Source organism: Gimesia panareensis (genome assembly GCF_007748155.1).
Taxonomy (GTDB): Bacteria; Planctomycetota; Planctomycetia; order Planctomycetales; family Planctomycetaceae; genus Gimesia; species Gimesia panareensis.
The window spans coordinates 6,147,126-6,168,730 of the sequence record NZ_CP037421.1 but is presented as its reverse complement, the minus strand read 5'-3'; the positions used below and the strand labels follow the sequence as shown (position 1 = coordinate 6,168,730).

The following is a 21,605-nucleotide window of genomic DNA, read 5'->3' as shown; positions in this document are numbered from 1 at the left end:
AATACAGGTTGTATTGGAAAAAGTTTCTTAGCTAAGAGTAATGTCTGGAGAGAAGCTCTTCCTGTTGAAGATCCTGAAGGTTACAAAAAGTCATGTTTTATGACCGACGATGAATATAAAAACATTAAAAAGAAACCCCACTATCTGTATGTAGTCAACTTAAAAACTAACAACAATAAATGCTGGGGGTTTCTCTGTGTTGACTCGAATGAATTGACAAATATTTCAGACGATAAAAAAAAGAAGATTAAATTGCTGGTAGCAGAGCATGCAAACCATCTACAGCACTTAATATCTTTGAAGACAAATTGATAAAAGGCATTGTTTTTATGGGAAAATATATTTGGATTTCAAAATCTGATATAAGTCCAGGCTCATTAACATATGAATTTACTGAAGATGGTGTAGAGTTCGAAATCGATCTCCCTGCTTCAGATACACCTGAAGGGATCGAAGGGGACTTTATAAAAGAGAGCGGAGATTTTGTGATACGATTTAAGTATCTTGAAGATGAGCCAGAAGTCAAATCGTGCGATGATATAGATGGTATTAAATTCTATGAAGGAGCAAATAGTGGCCATCTAACTAGAATTATAGTTCCCGTAGAAAAGTCTGACATTTCATATATAGGCGTGCAAACCAAGACTGTCCCTAATTCCAGAAGGAAAAGAAAATCGTCTCGAATTAATCAAAAGAGGAGAGAACGGGAGTTCGCTGAAGCAATGGAGCAGAGGTACAAGAAAACGCTCCAATTATTGCAAGAGGCAATAACTAAGAGGCAAGATTCACTGCCGAGAGAACTGAAGAATGTAGGGCGCAGTTTAAACTTGAATGTTGCTAAAGAGGTTATTGAATCAGAAGAAGTAGAGAAACTGATCAATAATGTTCTTACTTATCATTGAAGCAGAGACCTTTAGGTCCCGACTGATCTGTGAAGTATCTGCTTGGATAAGCCGCCTTTTTATAGGGCGGCTTTATTTATTCTTGAAGAGTCTGATTGAAACACAAAAGTATTTCTGATTTAATTCGATTCCATAATGACGAGTTTGAATGATGCGCGGTCAGTCAGGTCATCGATGTGAATTATCTAAAAATTTCTGATACAGCGATTCATAAGAATTACTGGCCGCAACTGCAATCACTTCTCGATTTTCTCTTGCCAGGCTTCCCAGTCACGGGCCATCTGGGCTACGCGTTCGGGGAACTTTGCGGCGAGGTTATTCATTTCACTGCGGTCGGTCTTGAGGTCGTACAATTCCCACTGCTTCTCGCTCGCGCCCCAGACCAGTTTCCAATCGCCTTGGCGAATGGCGCGGTTGCCGAACAGTTCCCAGCTCAATGATCTGTGCCCGTCCCGTTGTTTTCCCTGAAAGACAGGTAACAGACTCTTGCCTTCGACCGGGAGCAGCGTGTTTCCATTGAATTCGCGCGGGTAATCGCTGTTGGCCAGTTCCAAAAGTGTGGGCATGAAGTCGATGATGTGACCGACCTGATGCGTGATCGAACCGCGGGCGACTTTGCCAGGCCAGCGGACGATCATGGGGGTGGCGATTCCGCCTTCGTAACACCAGGTCTTGAACTGACGGAAGGGGGCGTTCTGTGCCCAGCCCCAGCCTTTGCCGACAAACTCGTAACCGCGGCCGTCGCCGACGGGAATGTCCTGGTTGTATTTGATAAAGCCAGCTTCCTGACCGGGCCGGCCGCTGGGCCATGATGCACAGCCGCCGTTATCGGAAAGAAACATCACCACGGTGTTGTCCGCAACGCCGGCTTCGTCGAGGGCGGCCAGCACGCGGCCGATGCCGCGATCCATGCGGTCTACCATCGCGGCGTAAGTTTCCATGCGGGCTTCTTCGCGTTTACGCTCGTTGTCAGGCAGTGCTTCCCAGTCCGGCACGTCGTAGTCGTAGCGGTAGTCGCCCTTTTTATTCTCTAGGGGGGAGAGTTCAGGCAATGCAGCGAAGAGGCCCAGTTCGGCTTGTCGCTGGTGCCGTTGTGCGCGCATTTTGAGATAGCCAGCGGAGTATTTTCCGCGATACCGCTCGATGTCTGCTTTGAACGCGTGCAGCGGAAAGTGCGGTGCGGTGTAGCAGAGATGCACGAAGAATGGTTTTTTGCCGTTCGCGAACTGTTTGATCGTCTCGATGGCGTGGTCGGAAAAGGCGTCGGTTGTATAATAGCCTTTCGGGAATTCCGTGATGCGTTTGTCGTTGCGTGCAAACGCACGGAACCGACCGCCGTTGTAGAACACAGGATCCTGTTTTGCCGGATTGAAGTAATTGCAGCAACCGTCGAGCACGCCGTAGTACTCATCGAAACCGCGGTCGATGGGCCGTAATGGCGGTTGATTTCCCAGATGCCACTTCCCTGTCAGTGACGTGGCATAGCCGGCCCGCCGCATGGCTTCACCCAGTGTGAGCATGTTCGTCCGCAGTCGGGGCCGCCTCGCCTGACGGGGATACAGGCCCGTCAACAGCGCCGATCGGGTCGTGACACAGACGGCACAGTTGTAGAACTGGGTAAACCGCATTCCGTCCGCTGCGAGTCGATCGAGATGGGGCGTCTGAATTTCACCGCCATAACAGCCGAGGTCGGAAAATCCCAGATCGTCACAGAGGATCAGGAGCACGTTGGGACGTTCTGCGGCGGACAAGCTGGTGTTGAAGCAAACAAAAGCCAACAGAATCAACAAGGGCATCGCGAGCAAGCGGGGGCGCTTCATGGTCGTTGGCTCCTGGTCAGCTGCGAATCAAGGATGCAGGCAGGTGAACAATTGAAAATAAAAAACCCCTGAAAAGCAGGGATATCCTGCAAGTCAGGGGTGAACGGCAAAAGCCTTAGTGGGCGATGAGGGACAGGAACCTTTATCAGAAACCAACTAGAAAAGGCATAATATCAGATTAAGCGCTGCATATTTGCGTGCAGTTGGAAATATGATTGTTGAGGATGATGTTTACCACCCATCATCTCGCAGAATTTCATCAGGTGTTCTGGGAGAACCAATTGCCCCTTCCAGAAGATGAGAATTCTGCTTCAGGTATTCTCGAGCCCAGTCATGTAAATTGAAAGGGAAGCCATTTTCAACAGTTCCAGTATTGCTGGCACGGTAGACAATTCTCTTATATTCCAAACCAGCCATTACCCCGTCATTCAAGCCTACGTTTATAGTGTTATGGTCATCAAAGATATATTTAGAGGGGTATCCTTTTTCCTGCGATGTCAGGTTATGAAGTGTTTCCTGTCGTTGTGCAAGTAGCTTTTTTGCTTTCCATATATTGATTGGCAGTTGGGCTAATCTAACACAAGCAATCGCAATCAAAAGTAGGAGTGATGGACCAAGATAAACTCGGAATTGCTCCCTGAATCCATCGATAGATAGCGTATTTGCGATACTCTCTGGAACAAAAAGAATGATTGATATTGTGGCAATGAGTGCGACGAGAAGTGCCGCAGGAATTCTTGATAGGGATTCAGTAAATGCAGTGAGCTTTTCAAGCATAGAATTTCTCTATCCGTTTCTATATGTAGTGTAATCACCCGTCCTGGATTGATATGCATTATAGTAATGTTAATTTGATTCAGGAATCTATTTAGAGAAAAAGTGTCTGGTTGAATCTGTCAGATTCGACACTATTCGGCCCCCTGCTATAATGTGCAGAGGGGATAGACTGATCATCGAACACCAGTTTCCCGACTGGCTTCCCCGTCTTTTAAATTCGGGATTCGTTTACGGGAAACGAGGGCATGACAAAAGACTTGTCTGACAAAAGTAAATCGGGGCATGAATCGAGAGATTCGCTTAAGCACATGATGCAACTGTGGAGTCTCGCTTCAAGATCCCCAGCCGGGATTATTGGTGGTCTCTTGGGAGGAGGCGATGAGGATAAGCCTCAGGAAATTGAGCAGTACAATCATTCCAGCACCAGCCGACTCACCAGGCTTGAGGAGTGGTTTTCTGGCATCAGTGCTAAGCAAGGCGCTTATAAATTATCCCACGTCTTAGCAGAATATGTTGACCCAGACATTATTAAAATGGGGTGGCCTACCAGGCAGCAGGCTACGGAGGAATCAGGGGACGTGGCGATTGATTCTCTGGATATATCGAGCTCTGGGGATAGATTGTATGATTCCCGGGTACTCGTGGTTCGTGATTGTCAGAAAGTCAGCAATCTTGATGAGATTAAACAGAATCGTGATATTTACGATGAGCTAAAAAGGTGCCTTACTTCTGCTGGTCAGGAACTGGAGTTTCAGCCATTCTTTACCAGTCTTCCCTCAGAAATCACCTGTCAGGCTGATTATGCGTGTCGGTGGCTGTTCTATCTACATTTCATTACCAAGCCAGACCGGAAGACATGGGAAGGTAGATCATCACAGTGGGTTGTTGCTAAAGCTTTTGGACAAGAAGCCCCAACCGAAAAATCAAGTCTCATGAATGAAATTCCGACAAGCGTTGGTCCGTTTTCATTCGATCCACTCGATAAAAACAGCTATTCAATTATTGACGACATCGCACTCAGTAGCATTCTGGCGATACGAAAGATGCAGTCTGGGCTAGGCAGTACCGGAAACCAATCAGAGCCAGTAACGGTAGCTCATGATATTACGGAACGTGATCCAAGTTTTACAATAAGTCAATTATGTGATGAATTTGGTTACTCTACAGACGGTCTGAAACCTTATATCTTGGCTGCTAACTGTCAGATGTCGGAACGTGGAAAACCGTCTTTAGGCTACTCGCTTAATGCTGCAATCGAAATTGCACAGAAGATTGTCAGTAAAAAAGGCAACTCTCAAGATTCAACCGACAAGGCGCGGGAATTCATCAAAAAATACTCATATAGAGTTGGATTTTAAATCCGAATATCCGATTCTGAAATCCGATTGAAATCAGACAATCCGAACCTGCAAAATAGGTTTCTTTTTCATATTCCATCCTGAAGATCTCCAGCTATTGTAGCCGTATGTGGTCGATCTGACACGACCGAAACAGGACACAATAGCACACAGAATTTAGGATGAAATTATGGTCACTTCTATTGCTCCCCAACCATCGGAGCCCACAGGTTTAATCACGGAACGCGAAGCAGCTCAACTGCTGGGAGTCTGTGAACGCACAGTATGGAAACTTCGCAATGAGAATAAAATCCGTTGCGTCAAGATCGGTGCTGCAGTGCGTTACACACGTGAGGAAATCAGCCGGTTCATCGAAGCGCAGATGAACCAGAGCGCATCCCCAGAAACGGACAATGCCCCCGAAGCCTAGGCCGCTTCGAGGGCATTTCTTGTATCCATTCATCCTTTACCAGGACGGAAGCAATGATATCAAAAAACCACTCAGGTTCAATACCTCTCCGCAAAAGTCAATTCTCAATCTCTGGAATAATCCTGAACGAAGAAGAGCCTAAGCGGTTCGCTGTCAATATCTCAATTCCGGGTTTTCTCTATTCCATTGAATCGACTCTGACTGGAAACCAGCTATTCAGCTATAGCGAGTTTCAAAAGGTCATTGCCTCAGAGCATGGGGTATTCGCCTATGTCACTGAGATCGACCAGGCTCGGGGAACTCATAAACGGTCCCAACTCTGGCGAGCGTTTATCAACTCTCACCTTCCAGAATTAGTGTGAGGTGAATTCATGGGACTAAAGATTATCCAGCAGTTTTAAAAAGGAACTAACTTCTATGCGTATTGAAGACATAAAAAAAGACGATGATTTCAAGATTCTTTGTCCAGCGTTGCAGGCTGATGAGCTGCGACGTCTGAGAGAAAATATCATCAAAGATGGCGAATTCAGGGAACCGGTGATTGTCTGGAGGTCAGAGGGAATTCTGATCGATGGACATAACCGGCTTAGTGTGTGGGATAATATGACGGATGAAGAACGTCAACGGATCGCTCCCCCTGCCATCAATGCGATTGAGTTCAAAGACCGGGAAGCTGTTCACAATTGGATTATCTCCAATCAGCTCGGACGGCGTAACCTGGATCAGAAACAGAAGTCTTACCTGGTCGGTAAATGGTATCAGGCAGAGAAGAAAGAGCCACACAGACCCTCAAAGAAAAAGGGGGACACAGTGTCCCCCTTAATGAAAACATCTGAAAAGATCGCCGAAAAAACCGGGCAAAGCTCACGTCAGGTCAAGCGTGATGCCCAATTCACTGAAGCTGTTGAAGTTCTGGTTTCCAATATCGGGCCGGAAGTCAAAGCAGAGCTACTGACTGATAAGAAGATCGGTAAAGCCCGGGTGGTCGAGATTGCAGCATTGCCAGCTGATAAACAGAAAGCCGAATATGACCGGGCAATGGGGAGAGGGGAACCATCACCAGGCATTACTTTCGATCCTTCCGAGTGGGGCGGGATGGAACCGGTTGCCGATCCGGTGATACCTGCAGGAACTGTGACAGAATATCACCTGAAGGAAATGCAGGCCCCTTGGCGGGAATTCAATAGGCTTATGACTGCGGTAAAAAAGGTGATTGAAGATCTCCCGGAAGGCACAGCTGGTGCCTGGTGTGATCAAAACCAGATGGCGGACATAATGGGTTGTTACAGTAATCTCAGATCGACGGTCAATCATCGCAAGCCAGTTGCTATCTGTGGACACTGCAACGGCTTGAAATGTGATCGCTGTTATCAGACCGGTGCATTGAACAAAGACCTGTCAGAAGCTCTGAGAGAGGGCACAGAGGCGACGGGAGTACTTAATGCCAGGTGATACCCAGAACGACAATAAGAATAAATTTCCGTTTCTGAACGCTGCAGAGCTGTTAGCTGGCGATTTTACGCATGAATATCTGGTAAATGGTGTTCTGGTCAAAGGTCAGCCTTGCATCATTGCAGGCCCTAAAAAATGCCTGAAAACTAATTTCCTGATCGCACTGGGTTTCTGTATCGCGACTGGGAATAAATTGTTCAATCGGTTTACGGTGCCGAATACCTGTAACGTTGGCATTATGTCAGGTGAGTCAGGTGCAGCGACAATACAGGAAACGTTCTCCAGGATCGTTAAAAGCTATGGATGGTCCCCTCAGAGTACGGAAGGTTTTCACGTCTGCTTTAATTTGCCATCTCTGGAAAGCCAACTCGATATTGACCAGGTAGCACAGACCATAAAAGAAAAGCAGCTCGGAGCTCTGATTTTCGATCCTGCTTATCTCTGTCTCAGTTTGGGTGAAAGTGCCAGCAATCTGTTTTCGGTTGGTGAGAAGCTCAAACCGCTTACCAGGCTGGGACAGGAAACAGGATGTACAATCATTCTGGTACACCATACCCGAAAGAGTAACGGTCAAAATGAATTCTCAGAACCGCAACTTGAGGAGATTGCTTTCGCTGGTTTCCAGGAATGGGCGCGTCAGTGGATCCTGTTGAATCGACGGGAAGCATATCAACCGGACTCCCCAGGCGTTCACAAACTCTGGTTTGTTGCTGGTGGATCTGCTGGGCATTCTCAGAGTTGGGCCCTGGACATCACAGAGGGGGCGATTGAGGACAATGGGGGGCGTGTATGGGAAACAAACCTGATTCCATCACAGGAAGCCAGAACAGAGAAGCGGACCAAAAGGGAACGCGAAAAAGAGAATGAGAAAGTAAAACAGTTTGAAGAGGATGTCCAGAAAGTCACTCAGGCTCTGCAAAGCATTGGTGAGCCTTCCACAGTTTCCGTACTTAAAAATAAAGCAGCACTCAGTAAGGATCGAACTGAACGAGCGTTGCTTCATCTTGTAGAGATCCAGGCAGTGCAACGGGCTGATGTGGAGCGGGGGAACGGTCAAAAATATCCAGGCTATGAACTCACTCGGAATCACTCGGAACGACTCGGAATTCCTAGAAGTGGTTTCATAACTTATTAAGTAAGGTGAACACGCACGCGAGTTGTGCGAATCCTAAAAACAAATGACTGTATCGTTCATATCGTATTACCAGACGACGAAAGTTGAACAGCCAGCTGATGGTGCGTTCGACTTTCCAGCGGCGTCGATATCGCCGCAGAGCACGCCCGTCTTGCGTCGCTGGTTTCACACGGTTCTTGCGATGCGGACAGATCAGCTCTATCTGCCGTTCCGCCAGCTCTGTGCGCAGGGGATCGCTGTCGGCCGCACGATCATAAATCAGGCGATCGGGGTCGCGTGGCAAAACTCGCTGGTCCAGCAGGGATTCAATCAGCTTCACCTCTGCCGGAGAGGCACTGGCACGATCCAAAGCGAGAGGGAGCCCGTTTCCGTCGACCAGCAGCATAAGCTTGGTTCCCTTTCCCCGTTTTGTCTTTCCGACATCGGCGCCCCTTTTTTTGCGGGGCAGAATGTGCCATCCCCGAATGCTTCCGACCAGACAACCAGCTTCCGGCGGTCTAAGTGTTCGAGCAATCGCTGCCACGCTTCCAGGAAGACACCGTCTTCGGTCCATTCCTTGAAACGCCGCCAGCAGGTGCTGGGAGATGGTAAAAATGTTGGTAAATCTTTCCATCGGGCACCGGTCCTTAATACCCAAAGGATTCCTTCGAGGCACTCGCGGGGAGCCACTCTGGGCCGCCCTCCGGCTGCGTTTACCGGTGGTTCTGGAAACAGATCTTTGATCAGAAGCCATTGCTCGTCCGAGAGTTGTGGTTTTGGTTCCGTCCTGGACCCGGTAATGTTGCGACCTGTGGCAGGTCGTGACACGCGGGTCATGGTCATAATGAGACCTCCTTTCGAGGGAGGTACTCGTACAAATACTATACCAAACTGTTCACGTAGTTTTGGGTTTTGAAACTACCTCTAGTGATTCCGAGTGCCAGCACACACACGCGGAATACTCTCCCCCTTTAGGGGGGAGTGTTCCGTGTGGTGAGTGTGTGTCTGAAACAGAGTATGACACTCGGAACAATTCGGTACTCGCTAATGAGTCAACCGAAATGGGGACATTCAGTAAAGATCAACAGGAGGCAACCCAGTGAGAGAGAAGATATTTCGGATATCCCTGGAGCCAGTCAACGAACATATTACCACGGATGCTCTATTGCGTAAGCTGCGGTTGATGGCGGCGGGTTGTGGGCTGCGTGTGAACTCAGCAGAGTTGATTGATAACCAGGACGACACGACAACCGACGTTGCGGGTCCTACTGGAAGCAGTCAGGAATGAGGACGGCACAGGGAACTACCGATATTTGAGGTAGCTTTACTTACGCACTCCTGAGAATCAATAGGTCCTTTCTGGAGTTGAAAAGTTCTCGATACCATAGGGAACTGTCGAAAACTGCCTGTGTCTTTCCTTCTTTCGCCGGGGGGCTGCTGGAGTGGATCCAGTCTCAGAAACGGGGGTCATATTGTGACAGTCTGGGCATCCTGAAACCACGTCTCCTATCACGTATTTTGATTGGCAAAATTGGAGTTTTTTTCCTGCAGAATACCGGCTTAAAACGCACAACCGTTCACAGCTCAGTGAATGTTATCCAGGCAGGGCGGGACAGTATTGACATTCGGTGGGAGTCAAAAGAGAATGCTTTCTTCTAAAAGTCGAAAGACGCAAATGTACAATTCTAAAAGCAATAAATGTAAACAGGAGCGCCAGCTCTTGGCAGTGTGGTTGTACCGTGAGGGCAACCGGGTGGCACATTTCCACCTTAGAAGCAGTGCTCAGAGCTGGCACTCTTTTTTTACGCGCTGTCCCCAGTGCGTTGAAAGGTGCCTCAGTATGTGCACTACACAGAACCCCTCTTTCGTCTGTGATACGCTTCAGACTCCCAGCAATCCAGTTGACCAGCTGCTCAGCCGATCAAAAGACTGGCCAGCCCTGGACACTGCAGAGCCTCCAGCATTCGGAAACCCCAGCTCATACGATGTTCTGACATTGGGGGAGAAGCCGAAACCGAAACCATCTCCCGTCTATCTGGTGTCGATCTCTGGGGACTGGGAAGCCCAGTCCTGGAAGTCAGCCCCGCCAAACGCAAAGTCATTCAAGACAGCGAAAACAACATCTCACGTTTGTGCTCTGCTCAATCGTGAGCGTATGGAATCCAGCAAAGATGGATACGTTCGACACTGGCACATCCGCATCAAAACATCAAGCAAGCATTATGTGATCGGGGTTTTCCTGGATGGGCCCTGGAAGCCTGAAAGCGAATGCGATCTTCCACCAGCATTCATTCACATTGACGGCCCCTATGACGATCGGCGGCGAATCATTGGGGAGCTGAATCGTGCAATGGACACGGAACGAACCCCACAGGAGAAGCGGAAGCGTGCCTACATCGCTGAACCGATCAACCCGGGGGAATGGCAACCATGCCAGCCCAAAGGCACACAGAGCAATACACAGCCTGGAAAGCCACCTGAAGATAATTGTGTCACAGTGACACAATTAAATAGGACGGCTGACGATCTATTGAAACGCCATGGTTTGGAACTGCGGGAGATGAACAGTCCAGCCGTCAACCAGGTAGCGAAGTAAGCGAACATGTTTTCCCCGAAGCGACATAATGACGCTTCGGGGGATTCTTCCCAGTAAGAGGAAAAACTACGTGAAAATCTGATTCCCATATTGGAGAATGGTCAGACACTCGGACAGTCCGACTGCTTATACATTCACAAATGGGAGAACGAAAATGAGACCTCAGGAAGAATTGACAGGAGCAAACAAAAAGCATGGATATGTTTTCGGCTGTGATGGTGTTATCGATTTCGAAAAAGCATCTGACCGGCTGGGATTTGCAAACGATCCATTGAGCGTTACGCAAAAAAGAATCGGTTCCGTCATGGCAAGCATCCAGACGGGAAAAACGTCGTCTGCGTTCGGTCACTCAATAAGTACCTGTCAAATCTGGAAAAATAAGAGACCATTCAGAATTGTACAGAATGCCCTGTATCGCGGTGGAGAAGCAGGGTGACTAATACCACTCGGAAACGGGGAATGATAAAGGGGAATTGAGACAGTGGCGAGTATTACGAACAATCCAGGGAAACGGAAAACATTACAGTTTATTGACTCCAACGGCAGGCGGCGTACTGTCCGACTCGGAAAGATGGCGAAACAGGCAGCAGAGGCGTTCAAACTGAAGATAGAGCGACTGGTAACAGCCAGCATGACGAAACAGCCACTCGATACAGAGACACAGCAATGGTTGGAAAGTCTCGATTCAAAGATGATGGATAAACTTGCTAAGGTCGATCTGATCTCTCCCGCGCTTACTACCACTCTGGGCGATTTCCTCACAGGATACACTGAATTGAGGACGGACGTGAAAAATGCAACTCAGACAGTCTATGGTCATACGATCCGCAATCTGAAAGATTTTTTCGGGAGTGATACCAGGCTGGGAGATATTACAGAAGCCGATGCCGATGAATGGTGCCTGTATCTGAAAGAGGAAAAGCTCTCCCCGAATACAATCAGACGACGTTCAGGGATTGCGAAACAGTTTTTCAAACATGCAGTCAAAAAGAAGCTGATCCCCTCTAATCCGTTTGCAGAGCTGGCAGCATCGGTGCAGGCTAATAAATCCCGGGAACACTTCATCACACAGGCAGACGCTAAGAAGCTGCTTGATTCAGCCCCAGATGCCGACTGGCGAATGATCATTGCCTTGAGCCGTTACGGTGGCCTGAGGTGCCCCTCAGAAGTGCTGTTGCTGAAATGGTCAGACATCAATCATGAGACTGGCAGAATATTAGTAACAAGCCCCAAAACAGAACACCATGCCGGGAAGGATTCCAGGGTCATTCCCCTTTTTCCTGAACTGGTGCCATACCTGGAGGACTGTTTCCAGTTGAACGGGGAGAAATCAGAGTATGTGATTACTCGTTATCGTGATCAGAAACAGAATTTACGGACGACATTTCAGAAGATTATCAAGCGTGCTGGCCTGAAACAGTGGCCTAAGCTGTTCCAGAACATGCGAGCCAGCCGGGAGACAGAACTCTGTAACGATTACCCCACTCACGTTGTCTGTGAATGGCTTGGAAACAGTGTCCCAGTAGCGATGAAGCACTATCTGCAGATCACTGATGAGCATTACGAAAAGGCTTCTCAAGAGCGCTGCATTCCTGCGTGCAGTACACCCCCGAGTACACCAGATCAGCCCCGCAAGCATAGTGAACACAAAAAAAGCCCCGACACTGCTATACTAGCAAATGCGGGGCCTTACGACTGTACACGGGAAAAGAAAATGGGCGATGAGGGACTCGAACCCCCGACCCTCTCGGTGTAAACGAGATGCTCTAGCCAACTGAGCTAATCGCCCGGATTTTCAATATACATCGGAAAATCCGATGTTTTTGTTGCGTCATTCTTAGTGACACGCCCGTATTATGGCAGGTTCGTGGCGAAATGCAACTGTAGCGTGTAAACTGTTTTAAGCCTTCGCTGACATTGGCCCGAATTTATCCGTTCTGCGGTTTTTTCCTTATCTCGAGAAAGAATTTCGTTATGTCTCATTGCCTCGTTACCGGTGGGGCCGGCTTTATTGGCAGTCATCTCTGTGAACAATTAATTAAGCAGGGACAACAGGTTACAGCCGTGGATGATCTCTCGACCGGGTTCCTGAAGAACCTCGATGCGATTATCGATCACCCTCAATTTACCTTCCGGACCGGGTCGATCACCGACCCTGTGCTGATGGCAGAAATGGTACAGGGGGTCGATACGATTTATCACATGGCGGCGGCCGTGGGTGTGAAACTGGTCGCCGATAATCCCGTGCGGACGATTGAGACCAATATTTATCCGACCGAAGTGTTGCTCAGGCACGCAGTGCAGGGGGGACAGAAATTTTTCCTGGCATCCACCAGCGAAGTCTACGGCAAAAATCCCAAAGAACGCTGGACTGAAGAAGACGATCTGCAGTTCGGCCCGACGACGCGGCCCCGCTGGGCGTATGGGGCTTCGAAAGCCATCGATGAATTTCTGGCGCTGGCCTATCACCAGAAATATGGTCTGGATGTGCGGATCGGTCGCTTCTTTAATGTGGTCGGACCCCGACAGGTGGGACAGTACGGGATGGTGATTCCCCGCTTCATCGATCAGGCGCTGGACGGCGGTCCGGTGGTTGTGTTTGACGACGGATCGCAGATCCGCTGTTTCGGGCACGTTTCAGAAATCGTGGACTGTGTGGTCGATCTGACCAATCTGGATTCTGCCTCCGGACAGGTTTACAACGTCGGCGGTGATGAGCCGGTTTCGATCAAAGGTCTGGCCGAAGCGATCATCGCTAAGGTGAATCCGGAGGTCAAAATCGACTACCTGCCTTATAACAAGGCCTACAATGAGGACTTTGAAGATGTCCGTCGCCGCATTCCCGATCTGGGTCGGCTGGAGCAGACGCTGGGACGCAAACCCAGTGTGAAACTGGATGCGATCCTGGACGACATCATCGCCTTCAAAAAACAGGCCCGCGGCCTGGCCTGAGCGTCTGGAATAACCGTTATAACTGGACTCACCCGTAAAACGGGAGTGGGAAATCCGCTCGGCATTCGATCCCGGCTGCACGCTCTCATCTCGTCCGCGTTCCTGATCCGATGAGTAGTATGACGTCTATTGCAGTTATCCTGGCAACATACAGTCCAACGGATGGGGTTAATGATGAACGGAGTCCGGAAAAAGTTATTTGTTTCTGCCGTCTTACTGGGGATTTGGGGAACCGGTCAGGCCGTCCAGATCGCGCAGGCAGGCGGCGGGCGATTGTTTCTCTCGTTCTGTGAACTGTGTCAGGAAACCGGCAAGGGAAAACAGGCCGTTGGCAGTACTTATCCCTGGCCGCTCTACTCGTATCACCAGTATCGGGGCAAGCACTGTAACAACCAGTATCAGCCAGGCCCGTACCGTCGGTACGAATATGCCCGCTACCATGTGAAAAGCCCCCAGCCGTTCCCCGGCCAGATCAATCCCTAGTCTGAGTCGATAAAACGGGCCACACGGATTTATTCAGTTTTATATCTCTCCTGCAGTGCTGTTTGCGGATGAAACCATTCATCTCGAACAACGCTCGCAGGAGTTTGTTTTTTTACAGACGGCCTGTCTGAGTCTCGCGACCGATCCGCAAAACTTTGAAAAACGGTCCCCGTTTGTTGCCCACGGCGCGCTGAGCCGGTTACACTGTATAGATCAGTCACCGTTGATGGGATGGTGGCTGAATCGATCATGTAACCCACCTGCAAGCACCCCGCTGGAGTTCTTATGTCTGCCTCTTTTCGGAGCTGGTTTCGTTCCACCTGTGTCGTTCTGTCAGTCTGCCTGTTCGCTTCCCTGGCCGTGGCGGAAACCGCAACGCTGATCTTCAAGAATGGCAAGGTGATCACGCTCGACAAGCAGTCGCGGATTGCGGAAGCGATTGCGATTCGTGAGGGAAAAATTCTGGCCGTGGGTAGTAATGCCGAGATGCAGCCGTTTCAGGGAGCGCAGACCAAAGTCGTTTCCCTGGACGGGAAGACCGTGATTCCCGGTCTGATCGAGTCGCACGTGCACGCCTTACGGGCGGCCCGGGGGGAATTGATCCAGCCGCACCAGGAACTGAATTCGGTCGCGGAGATTCAGGCCTGGATTCGAGAGAAGGTCAAAGAGGTGCCGCCCGGACGCTGGATTACCGTGCCGCGGACCGATATCACCCGGCTCAAGGAACGCCGCCGTCCGACACCGACTGAGCTGGATGCCGCCTGCAGCACGCATCCGGTCTACATGAATATCGCCCGGAAAAACGTGTTGAATACGCGCGGCTTTGAACTGATCGGCATCCGAAAGAAGGGGGATACGCTCTCCGGTGCCCGCATCATCTTTGATGACGATGGTAAGCCGCTGATGATGGAAGGGGGGAGCGGTGCGATTCGCAAACTGATACCGCGGGAGACGGTGCCTGCGGAAGCAACGCGGGAAGCACTGAAGAAACTGCATGCCATTTATAACTCTGTGGGCATCACCAGTATTCTGGAGCGGGGTTCGCGTGTCGACGAGTACCGTGAATACGAACTGTTGAAGGAACAGAATGAACTGACCGTGCGGATGACGATGACGATTCGCGAACAGCTCCGCAGTGCAGCGGCAGTGAAAGAGTTTACTGAAAAACTGGGACTGATCACCGGCGATGGAGACGACTGGGTGCGGGTTGGCCCGCTGAAGATTTCGGTCGACGGGGGAATCCACTGGGGCAGTACGCGGCTGTCGGAGCCTTACGGTGAAAAGCGGATCAAGTTTTATGTACTGGAAGATCCTGAATATCGGGGGGACCTGGCGTATTCGCGGGAGTTGATGGCGGAAATCTTTGAAGCGGGACAGAAGCTGGGCTGGCAGATGTGCTGCCATGCGACCGGGGACGGCTGCGTGAATGAGATTCTCTCCGCGCTGGAAGACGTGAATCAGCGACTGCCCGTCAAGGGGCGGCGGTTCTGCATCACGCATGCCTACTTCCCCTCACAAGAATCGGTCAAACGTTCGAAGGCTCTGGGAGTCTGTTACGATACGCAGACCTATCTGTTCTATCGTGATGCGGACGCCATCAACCAGGTTTACGGCCCGTCGTGGGTGAACCGTTTCATGGGGCTCAAAATGTTTGTGGATGCCGGCGTGCCGGTAGCGATCAACAGCGATCACATGAACGGCTTTGATCCGGATCACTCGATGAACGCGTTCAATCCGTTTCTGGCGCTGTACATCGCTGTCAGTCGGCGGGACATCTACGGTGACGTCTATGGACCTCATCAGAAACTGAGCCGGGAAGAGGCTCTGCGCTGCATGACCAGCGACGCCGCCTATATCAGTTTCGAGGAAGACAAAAAGGGGGCGCTGGAACCCGGCAAGCTGGCCGACCTGGTGGTATTGGATCGGGATTATCTGAAATGCCCCGAGGAAGAGATCAAGCAGATCAAGCCGCTGCTGACCATCCTGGACGGGAAAGTCGTCTTCGACGCCTCCCGGGACAGCGGGACCTGAGTCCGAAACCGCTACAACAGGTATATTCGTCCCGAGGTGCCCTGATGTCGGTAGGGAAATCGGGCTGAATCTTCATTTTTCGGATCGAAAAAGCGTTACCCTTGGACATTAAATTTGTCATAAGATATGATGCGGACTCGCTATGTAGAAGAGAGACCGCACGTATCGGACTTTGACTCATTTCAGGACACTGCACGGGGTAATTGATTTCTTATGTTGGATTTGCAGTTCATCTGCGAGAATCAGGAAGCGATTCTTGAGAATTGTCGTAATCGGGGAATTGAAGTCGATCTGGCACGGCTGACCGAACTGGATCAGCGTCGTCGGGAACTGATCGTCCAGGGGGATCAGGTTCGTCAGGAACAGAAGTCGGTCTCCTCCCAGATTCCCAAAGCAGCCGACAACGACGAAAAGCAGTCGCTGATCGCGAAAGGCAAAGAACTACGCGAGCAGGTTTCTGCCATTGATAGCGAACTGCGGGACGTCGAATCCGAATTGAGAGCCGAACAGGCCCGGGTTCCCAACCTGGCGCACCCGGATGTGCCGATCGGGAAAGAGGACAAAGCCAACACCGTTGTGCGGTTGTGGGGCGAGAAGCCTGCGTTCGACTTTACCCCCCTGGATCATGTGGCCCTGGCCGAAAAGCATGACCTGATCGATTTCGAAGCGGGCACGCGCGTTGCCGGGCACGGATTTTATTACCTGAAAAACGAAGCCGTTCTGCTGGAGATGGCCCTCTGCCAGTATGCGATGCAGAAGCTGGTCCAGGAAGGTTTCGTCCTGCACAGCACGCCGGACCTGGCGCGGAAAGAGATTCTGGAAGGCATCGGTTTTAATCCCCGCGGTGATGAGACCCAGATTTATTCCGTCGAAAATACGGATCTGAGTCTGGTGGCGACCGCGGAGATTACACTGGGCGGGTCACAAAAAGATCAGATCATGGAGCGGGAAAGCCTGCCCCTGAAAGTTGCCGGGCTGTCACACTGTTTCCGTACCGAAGCCGGTGCGCATGGCAAGGCGACACGCGGTATCTATCGCGTGCACCAGTTTACCAAGGTCGAAATGTTCGCTTTTACCGAGCCCACGAATGCGGCTTCTGACGCGATGCATGACGAAATTGTGCGGATCGAAGAAGAGATCTTCCAGGGGCTCGGACTGCATTACCGTGTGGTCGATACCTGCACCGGCGATCTGGGAGCGCCCGCCTATCGGAAATACGACCTGGAAGCGTGGATGCCCGGTCGAGGTGATGCCGGCGACTACGGCGAAGTGACCTCTGCGTCTAACTGTACTGACTATCAGGCCCGCCGCCTGGGAACCCGTTGTAAGTCCAGCGGGCAGAAAGGGACCGAGTTCGTGCATACGCTGAACGGGACTGCTGTCTCAATTGCCCGGGCCATTATTGCGGTTCTGGAAAATAATCAGCAGGCGGACGGCAGTATCCTGATCCCTGAAGTTCTCAGGCCCTGGGTCGGAAAAGAGAAGATCGGTTAAAACTTCCACTTTGGAACAAACGCGGTCTGTCTGGAACTCGTAGTAAGGCGGGGTGACTTTGTAAACTGACAGAGTCTCCCTGCAGATAGGACGGGCCTGATTTAGATCCTGAATATTACTGGATTTAGCCCGATTTCGGGTTTAATTGAGATCAATTCAGGGTAAGTTAGACCGAGTACGATGATCCATTCCCGGACCGGGATTTCTTTCCGACCGGCTTGTCAGTGTACAGACCCGCCCCATCTGATTTCGGCGTGTGGTTCGCTATTTGTTTCTATCCCGTTTCAGATCCAGAGAATTTACGTGAACGATCAACCAGACAAAGAATTGCCTGAAGACAATACTCCCGATCCCTCTGAACACGCTGCTGACCAGAATCAGACTCCCGAAGGTTCGGAAGACGCGCCCAGCGCGGCGGCTGGTCAGACTGATGCGGCGCAATCACAGGATCCGACGGAAGAGGGGCTGCCCGAGTGGGAGCCGTTGACTCCGGAACTGGTGGAAGACGAAGCGATCCGCGGCGATTTCATGTTGCGCTGGGCAGCGATCCTATTGGCCTGTCTGTTTGCAGCGACGTACATCACGGATACCGAAACCCTGGTCCATGTCAAAACCGGACAGTATCTGGCCAGCCACAGTTTCTGGCCTCCGTCGACCGACGTTTTTTCTTATACCGCAGCCGACCGCGCCTGGCATAACAATGGCTGGCTGTTTGATCTCTCGCTCTCCGCGGTATATGGCGTTCTCGGGGATACCGGATTGACGCTGCTCAAGGTCCTGTTGCTGGGACTGACCTTTTATTTCATTGTCCGGCAGAGTGAGCGGGAGATCTCCACCTGGTGGGGATCCATACTCGCGGTGCTGGCGCTGATCGCCTGTTTTCCGCAGCTCACGGTGACCCCGGAAATCGTTACGATTCTGGGTGTCGTGCTGACCATGTACTATCTTTCCGCCTGGCAGAAACAGAACTCGCCCCGCGCACTGTGGACGCTGGTTCCCTTATTTCTCATCTGGGCGAATCTGGATTCCCGGGTGGTGCTGGGAGTCGCCCTGCTGCTCTTGTATGCCCTGGGAGAAACAGTGGCAGCGCTGTTGAATCGTTCCATGTTAAACGATGATACCGATTACAAATCCCTGTGGATGGTACTGGGGGGATGTCTGTTCGCGACACTGCTGAATCCGACCGGCTGGCATTCGCTGACCGCGGGACTGAGTTATTATTCCGTCGATTATCCTGTGATGCGTTCGATGTTCCAGGGACAGTTAAGACCGGAAGAACTGGGCTTTTTCCCCATGACCTCGCCTCAGTTCTGGAGCTCACTCAATCACTATGCGGTGGCCGCATTCATTCTGATGCTGTTAACGCTGGTCAGTTTTGTGCTGAATCAGTCGCGGATGAGCTGGGGACAACTGTTTGTGTTCGTGGGGTTCTGCGGGCTGTCCGTGCTGGCTAGCCACGAACTGGTAGTGACCAGTGTGTTGTGTGCCATTTTTGCCAACCGGAACTTCCAGCTCTGGTATCGTGATAATTTCCGACAAACCTACAGCATCGAAACCTCGGAGCTGCTGTTTTCCCGGGGCGGACGGGCGTTGACCGTGCTGACCTTTTTTGCCCTGGCGTACCTGGTCGTCTGCGGCCGATTCCAGGGGCAGGGAGTCACCCGTCATGCCATCGGTCTGGGTTTCAGCCCCTCACTGAACCGCACGATTGACGGATATCAGACGGCCCTGGAAAATTCGCTCGACGATCGCCCGTTCCACTTCGTGCTGGAGCAGGGGGACCTGTTGATCTGGCTAGATCAGAAATCATTCGTCGATAACCGGCTGACGCTGTTTGCCGGCGAAGGCGATCAGGATCTGTTTCAACTGCACGATCAGACCCGACGGGCGCTGCGGACAGCACGCAAGGAACAGCTGGGGAGCGGCAAGCCCGAGTTCTGGAAGGCGACCTTCAACCGTTACAAGGTGACGCATGTCTTGCCGCGCCTGTCCGGGATGAACCCTGACTATCGGACGTTTTTCGATCTGCTGACGACCCCGGACTGGCAGTTGACCAGTCTGAACGCGGCGACCGCCGTTTTTTATCGCACGGACATGAATAATGAACATGCGCGTGAATTTCTGGCATCGCATCAGATGGACTTCAGAAAGATCGCCTTTCAGGAACAGAAAGATTTCCCTGAAATCCGCAGTGACTGGGCACGCCCGCAGTCGATCTACAGCCGCTATCTGCTGCCCCAGACGGTCAGCATGGAAAATGATGTGCAGACCGCACGTCACTATCTGGGGCTGATGTCGCAGTCCGCTGGCAATCATGAATTGACTTCCAGTTTCGCCATCCTGGCGATTCAACTGGCGAACCGGGGACTGATCGAAAATCCGAACAGCGCGGAAGCCTACCGGATTCTGGGCAGTGCCTACAGTTATCTGGCCAGCCTGGAAGCGCAGCTGTTAACGCCGCCGGGGGCCAACGGTCAGCAGCGGGCTCCGATGGGGTTCGACCGCATGCGATATTTCCAGATTCTGCATGCTTACCATCAGTCATTGATCGTGGATCCGGACTTTGCTCCCACGCATATGCTGCTGTTCGAAATCTACACGAACATGCGGAAGATCGATCTGGCGCATCGAGAGCTGAAAACCTACCTGGATATGGTGGAAGGCCAGGAGCAACTGGACGATGACGCCTTCGCCCGACTGCGTGCTTATTCAGAACATGTCGAGAAACTGCAGGGGCAGATCAACCAGATTACACAGGAACTGGATCAGCAGGAGGAAAAAGGGGCAGACCCCTTGCAGCTGGCCAGCCAGGCCTACCAGAACGGGTTCGTCCTGCTGGCGCAGCACTACCTGGATGACCCGGTGTATGTGAAGCAGAATCCCCTGGCCCAGAACCTGGAAGCGACGATTCTGATGGAGCTTGGTCAGTCTGAGGCGGCTGCCAACCAGGTGACGATGCTGCAGCGCGAGGCCCAGAGTCAGCCTCAGATTCCCTGGCGGGCACAAGCTGCCTTCACAAGCCTGGGGAATGGAAACTACCGTGGTTGCTTCGACCTCTGGCGGCAGGAAATCCGCGAGCAGGAAGAGGCCCGGATCGCGGGAGTCCTGCAGACGCTGCCCCTGGTCCAGCCACCGATGAACAGCTTCTGGCCCACGCAGCATGCCGTGTCGGTGATCAATTACCTGTATGGACTCGCGCAGCAGCAGACGCCGTTGAAACTGAATATGGCGCGCTGCGAGATTGAAGCGGGACAGCCGGAACAGGCAGTGGCACTGTTACAGGATATTATCGATGATGCACCCGATACCCCGTATCGGCCGATGATTCGCTTTTATCTGTATCAGCTGACGGGCAAACTGATTCCCGAACAACCGGAAGCGCCGGCGGGACAGACGGAGCCGGAGGAAGACGAACTCCCCCTGGTGGCTCCGAAACCCTGATGATACTTGCTCAGGCTGGTTTCAAGACCTTGATCGAGGTCCCTTTGACCAGGTCAGCGACCTGTTCGCGGTAAGTGAGCATGTGGGGCGCGGCGAGGTGTGCCTTGAGGGCATCGACGCTTTCCCATTTCTCCATGACGGTCACAATCTGGCTGCCGTTCTTGACCTGCACCGGGATATCGGTGTCTTCATCCACGGCGGGGCCATATTCAATACAGCCGTCTTCTGCCAGAACCAGGGGAACCAGCTTGTGAAAGGCGTCCAGGAAGGCGGCCTGTTTTCCATCAGCAATTTCAATATCGGCGATCACAAAAATCATGTTACTTCTTTCTGGAGTGGTTACTGTGCCCGTAAGCGTTTCGTTAACTGGCTGAGACGAACGATCCGGCGGGAATGCAGGCCTCGGGCGATTTTCTCACCACCTGCAAACGCTTCAACGCTGAAGCGATACACCGGTCCGTCCTGGTAGATGAGCCGGGCGGTGCACTGCACCTGATCACCCACAGGTGTGGGAGCCAGATGCTCGATGTCCACGTGGGTTCCGACACTCAGGGAGTCCTGATCCAGCCAGGGTTCCAGAAATTGTAACGCAGCCTGCTCCAGAAACCAAATCAGCGACGGTGTGGAGAGTACAGAAATTTGTGCCTCTCCACTGCCGAATGTGATCGAGTGGTTTTGCGCGACTGTAAAGGTGATCGTGTTGTCATCACCGATCTTCGGGTGCTGCCCCTGCATACTGCTGCCTGTCTTTCAGAATCTCAGGTTCCGTTCTGTTG

20 protein-coding genes and 1 tRNA gene are annotated in these 21,605 nt (G+C 51.5%); 15 read left to right on the top strand and 6 right to left on the bottom strand.

What is annotated here, in order from left to right; genetic code table 11:
• Nucleotides 1-312: hypothetical protein (locus Enr10x_RS30420; protein ID WP_232093102.1), on the top strand; the 312-nt coding region annotated here is incomplete at its 5' end.
• Nucleotides 313-329: 17 nt separating this feature from the next.
• Nucleotides 330-902: a hypothetical protein gene (locus Enr10x_RS23000; RefSeq protein WP_145113362.1), complete on the top strand. Its 573-nt coding sequence runs from the start codon at nucleotides 330-332 to the stop codon at nucleotides 900-902.
• A 236-nt stretch (nucleotides 903-1,138) separates the two neighbouring features.
• On the opposite strand, the gene Enr10x_RS22995 is transcribed toward Enr10x_RS23000, so the two are convergent.
• Together Enr10x_RS22995 and Enr10x_RS22990 are read right to left on the bottom strand one after the other, a co-directional pair.
• On the bottom strand, nucleotides 1,139-2,722 hold the full coding sequence (locus Enr10x_RS22995; RefSeq protein WP_145451501.1) for an arylsulfatase: 1,584 nt from the start codon (nucleotides 2,720-2,722) through the stop codon (nucleotides 1,139-1,141).
• Nucleotides 2,723-2,953: 231 nt separating this feature from the next.
• Complete coding sequence (locus tag Enr10x_RS22990) at nucleotides 2,954-3,499, bottom strand: super-infection exclusion protein B (protein ID WP_145113354.1); 546 nt, start codon at nucleotides 3,497-3,499, stop codon at nucleotides 2,954-2,956.
• A 245-nt stretch (nucleotides 3,500-3,744) separates the two neighbouring features.
• On the opposite strand from Enr10x_RS22990, the gene Enr10x_RS22985 reads away from it, so the two are divergent.
• From Enr10x_RS22985 to Enr10x_RS22970, 4 genes are all read left to right on the top strand, one after another.
• The gene (locus Enr10x_RS22985) at nucleotides 3,745-4,857 is read left to right on the top strand and encodes a hypothetical protein (protein ID WP_145113352.1); all 1,113 of its coding nucleotides are present in this window, start codon (nucleotides 3,745-3,747) and stop codon (nucleotides 4,855-4,857) included.
• A gap of 169 nt (nucleotides 4,858-5,026) precedes the next feature.
• The gene (locus Enr10x_RS22980) at nucleotides 5,027-5,266 is read left to right on the top strand and encodes a helix-turn-helix domain-containing protein (RefSeq protein WP_145113350.1); all 240 of its coding nucleotides are present in this window, start codon (nucleotides 5,027-5,029) and stop codon (nucleotides 5,264-5,266) included.
• Nucleotides 5,267-5,683: 417 nt separating this feature from the next.
• Nucleotides 5,684-6,718, top strand: a complete 1,035-nt coding sequence (locus Enr10x_RS22975) for a ParB N-terminal domain-containing protein (protein WP_232093101.1) — start codon at nucleotides 5,684-5,686, stop codon at nucleotides 6,716-6,718.
• Nucleotides 6,708-7,853 carry an AAA family ATPase gene (locus Enr10x_RS22970; protein ID WP_145451500.1) on the top strand — a complete coding sequence of 382 codons (1,146 nt, stop codon included), beginning with the start codon at nucleotides 6,708-6,710 and terminating at the stop codon, nucleotides 7,851-7,853. The genes Enr10x_RS22975 and Enr10x_RS22970 overlap by 11 nt, the downstream gene beginning before the upstream one ends.
• Here the strand turns inward: Enr10x_RS22970 and Enr10x_RS22965 are convergent.
• Nucleotides 7,840-8,669, bottom strand: a protein-coding gene (locus tag Enr10x_RS22965) for an IS5 family transposase (protein ID WP_390620441.1) whose coding sequence is annotated in 2 segments (ribosomal slippage) — nucleotides 7,840-8,279 and nucleotides 8,279-8,669 — 831 coding nt in all. Because the reading frame shifts where the segments join, the coding sequence is not laid out codon by codon here. The two genes, Enr10x_RS22970 and Enr10x_RS22965, sit on opposite strands and share 14 nt — an antisense overlap.
• A gap of 262 nt (nucleotides 8,670-8,931) precedes the next feature.
• Between Enr10x_RS22965 and Enr10x_RS22960 the strand changes: the two genes are divergently transcribed.
• From Enr10x_RS22960 to Enr10x_RS30680, 4 genes are all read left to right on the top strand, one after another.
• Nucleotides 8,932-9,120 carry a hypothetical protein gene (locus Enr10x_RS22960; RefSeq protein WP_145113346.1) on the top strand — a complete coding sequence of 63 codons (189 nt, stop codon included), beginning with the start codon at nucleotides 8,932-8,934 and terminating at the stop codon, nucleotides 9,118-9,120.
• Between the two features lie 552 nt (nucleotides 9,121-9,672).
• Nucleotides 9,673-10,428, top strand: coding sequence for a hypothetical protein (locus Enr10x_RS22955; protein ID WP_145451499.1), 756 nt, complete (start codon nucleotides 9,673-9,675; stop codon nucleotides 10,426-10,428).
• A 154-nt stretch (nucleotides 10,429-10,582) separates the two neighbouring features.
• Nucleotides 10,583-10,864 (top strand): hypothetical protein, encoded by a 282-nt coding sequence (locus Enr10x_RS22950; protein ID WP_145113342.1) that lies wholly within the window; start codon nucleotides 10,583-10,585, stop codon nucleotides 10,862-10,864.
• A gap of 135 nt (nucleotides 10,865-10,999) precedes the next feature.
• Nucleotides 11,000-12,184 (top strand): tyrosine-type recombinase/integrase, encoded by a 1,185-nt coding sequence (locus tag Enr10x_RS30680; protein WP_390620460.1) that lies wholly within the window; start codon nucleotides 11,000-11,002, stop codon nucleotides 12,182-12,184.
• Here the strand turns inward: Enr10x_RS30680 and Enr10x_RS22940 are convergent.
• Nucleotides 12,144-12,217 (bottom strand) — tRNA-Val (locus Enr10x_RS22940). The two genes, Enr10x_RS30680 and Enr10x_RS22940, sit on opposite strands and share 41 nt — an antisense overlap.
• 185 nt (nucleotides 12,218-12,402) lie before the next feature.
• Between Enr10x_RS22940 and Enr10x_RS22935 the strand changes: the two genes are divergently transcribed.
• The 5 genes from Enr10x_RS22935 to Enr10x_RS22915 all read left to right on the top strand — a co-directional run bounded on the left by Enr10x_RS22935 (nucleotide 12,403) and on the right by Enr10x_RS22915 (nucleotide 20,829).
• Nucleotides 12,403-13,380, top strand: a complete 978-nt coding sequence (locus Enr10x_RS22935) for an NAD-dependent epimerase/dehydratase family protein (protein ID WP_145451498.1) — start codon at nucleotides 12,403-12,405, stop codon at nucleotides 13,378-13,380.
• A gap of 171 nt (nucleotides 13,381-13,551) precedes the next feature.
• A complete protein-coding gene (locus Enr10x_RS22930) occupies nucleotides 13,552-13,863 on the top strand; it encodes a hypothetical protein (RefSeq protein ID WP_145451497.1) in 312 nt (103 codons plus the stop codon).
• 285 nt (nucleotides 13,864-14,148) lie between these two features.
• Nucleotides 14,149-15,894, top strand: a complete 1,746-nt coding sequence (locus tag Enr10x_RS22925) for an amidohydrolase (RefSeq protein ID WP_145451496.1) — start codon at nucleotides 14,149-14,151, stop codon at nucleotides 15,892-15,894.
• Nucleotides 15,895-16,107: 213 nt separating this feature from the next.
• Nucleotides 16,108-17,388 carry a serine--tRNA ligase gene (gene serS / locus Enr10x_RS22920; protein WP_145113333.1) on the top strand — a complete coding sequence of 427 codons (1,281 nt, stop codon included), beginning with the start codon at nucleotides 16,108-16,110 and terminating at the stop codon, nucleotides 17,386-17,388.
• A 303-nt stretch (nucleotides 17,389-17,691) separates the two neighbouring features.
• The gene (locus Enr10x_RS22915) at nucleotides 17,692-20,829 is read left to right on the top strand and encodes a tetratricopeptide repeat protein (RefSeq protein WP_197997335.1); all 3,138 of its coding nucleotides are present in this window, start codon (nucleotides 17,692-17,694) and stop codon (nucleotides 20,827-20,829) included.
• Nucleotides 20,830-20,839: 10 nt separating this feature from the next.
• Here Enr10x_RS22915 and Enr10x_RS22910 read toward each other — a convergent pair whose 3' ends face one another.
• Both Enr10x_RS22910 and Enr10x_RS22905 read right to left on the bottom strand, forming a co-directional pair.
• The gene (locus Enr10x_RS22910; protein ID WP_145113329.1) at nucleotides 20,840-21,148 is read right to left on the bottom strand and encodes a putative quinol monooxygenase; all 309 of its coding nucleotides are present in this window, start codon (nucleotides 21,146-21,148) and stop codon (nucleotides 20,840-20,842) included.
• A gap of 20 nt (nucleotides 21,149-21,168) precedes the next feature.
• Nucleotides 21,169-21,564, bottom strand: a complete 396-nt coding sequence (locus Enr10x_RS22905; protein WP_145451494.1) for a thioesterase family protein — start codon at nucleotides 21,562-21,564, stop codon at nucleotides 21,169-21,171.
• Nucleotides 21,565-21,605 lie beyond the last annotated feature (41 nt).

What these genes read in the sequence shown, in the direction of transcription:
- Enr10x_RS23000 (WP_145113362.1), top strand. Translation starts at nt 330, where the DNA reads ATGGGAAAATATATTTGGATTTCAAAATCTGATATAAGTCCAGGCTCA.
- Enr10x_RS22995 (WP_145451501.1), bottom strand. Translation starts at nt 2,722, where the DNA reads ATGAAGCGCCCCCGCTTGCTCGCGATGCCCTTGTTGATTCTGTTGGCT.
- Enr10x_RS22990 (WP_145113354.1), bottom strand. Translation starts at nt 3,499, where the DNA reads ATGCTTGAAAAGCTCACTGCATTTACTGAATCCCTATCAAGAATTCCT.
- Enr10x_RS22985 (WP_145113352.1), top strand. Translation starts at nt 3,745, where the DNA reads ATGACAAAAGACTTGTCTGACAAAAGTAAATCGGGGCATGAATCGAGA.
- Enr10x_RS22980 (WP_145113350.1), top strand. Translation starts at nt 5,027, where the DNA reads ATGGTCACTTCTATTGCTCCCCAACCATCGGAGCCCACAGGTTTAATC.
- Enr10x_RS22975 (WP_232093101.1), top strand. Translation starts at nt 5,684, where the DNA reads ATGCGTATTGAAGACATAAAAAAAGACGATGATTTCAAGATTCTTTGT.
- Enr10x_RS22970 (WP_145451500.1), top strand. Translation starts at nt 6,708, where the DNA reads ATGCCAGGTGATACCCAGAACGACAATAAGAATAAATTTCCGTTTCTG.
- Enr10x_RS22955 (WP_145451499.1), top strand. Translation starts at nt 9,673, where the DNA reads ATGTGCACTACACAGAACCCCTCTTTCGTCTGTGATACGCTTCAGACT.
- Enr10x_RS22950 (WP_145113342.1), top strand. Translation starts at nt 10,583, where the DNA reads ATGAGACCTCAGGAAGAATTGACAGGAGCAAACAAAAAGCATGGATAT.
- Enr10x_RS30680 (WP_390620460.1), top strand. Translation starts at nt 11,000, where the DNA reads ATGGCGAAACAGGCAGCAGAGGCGTTCAAACTGAAGATAGAGCGACTG.
- Enr10x_RS22935 (WP_145451498.1), top strand. Translation starts at nt 12,403, where the DNA reads ATGTCTCATTGCCTCGTTACCGGTGGGGCCGGCTTTATTGGCAGTCAT.
- Enr10x_RS22930 (WP_145451497.1), top strand. Translation starts at nt 13,552, where the DNA reads ATGATGAACGGAGTCCGGAAAAAGTTATTTGTTTCTGCCGTCTTACTG.
- Enr10x_RS22925 (WP_145451496.1), top strand. Translation starts at nt 14,149, where the DNA reads ATGTCTGCCTCTTTTCGGAGCTGGTTTCGTTCCACCTGTGTCGTTCTG.
- serS (WP_145113333.1), top strand. Translation starts at nt 16,108, where the DNA reads ATGTTGGATTTGCAGTTCATCTGCGAGAATCAGGAAGCGATTCTTGAG.
- Enr10x_RS22910 (WP_145113329.1), bottom strand. Translation starts at nt 21,148, where the DNA reads ATGATTTTTGTGATCGCCGATATTGAAATTGCTGATGGAAAACAGGCC.
- Enr10x_RS22905 (WP_145451494.1), bottom strand. Translation starts at nt 21,564, where the DNA reads ATGCAGGGGCAGCACCCGAAGATCGGTGATGACAACACGATCACCTTT.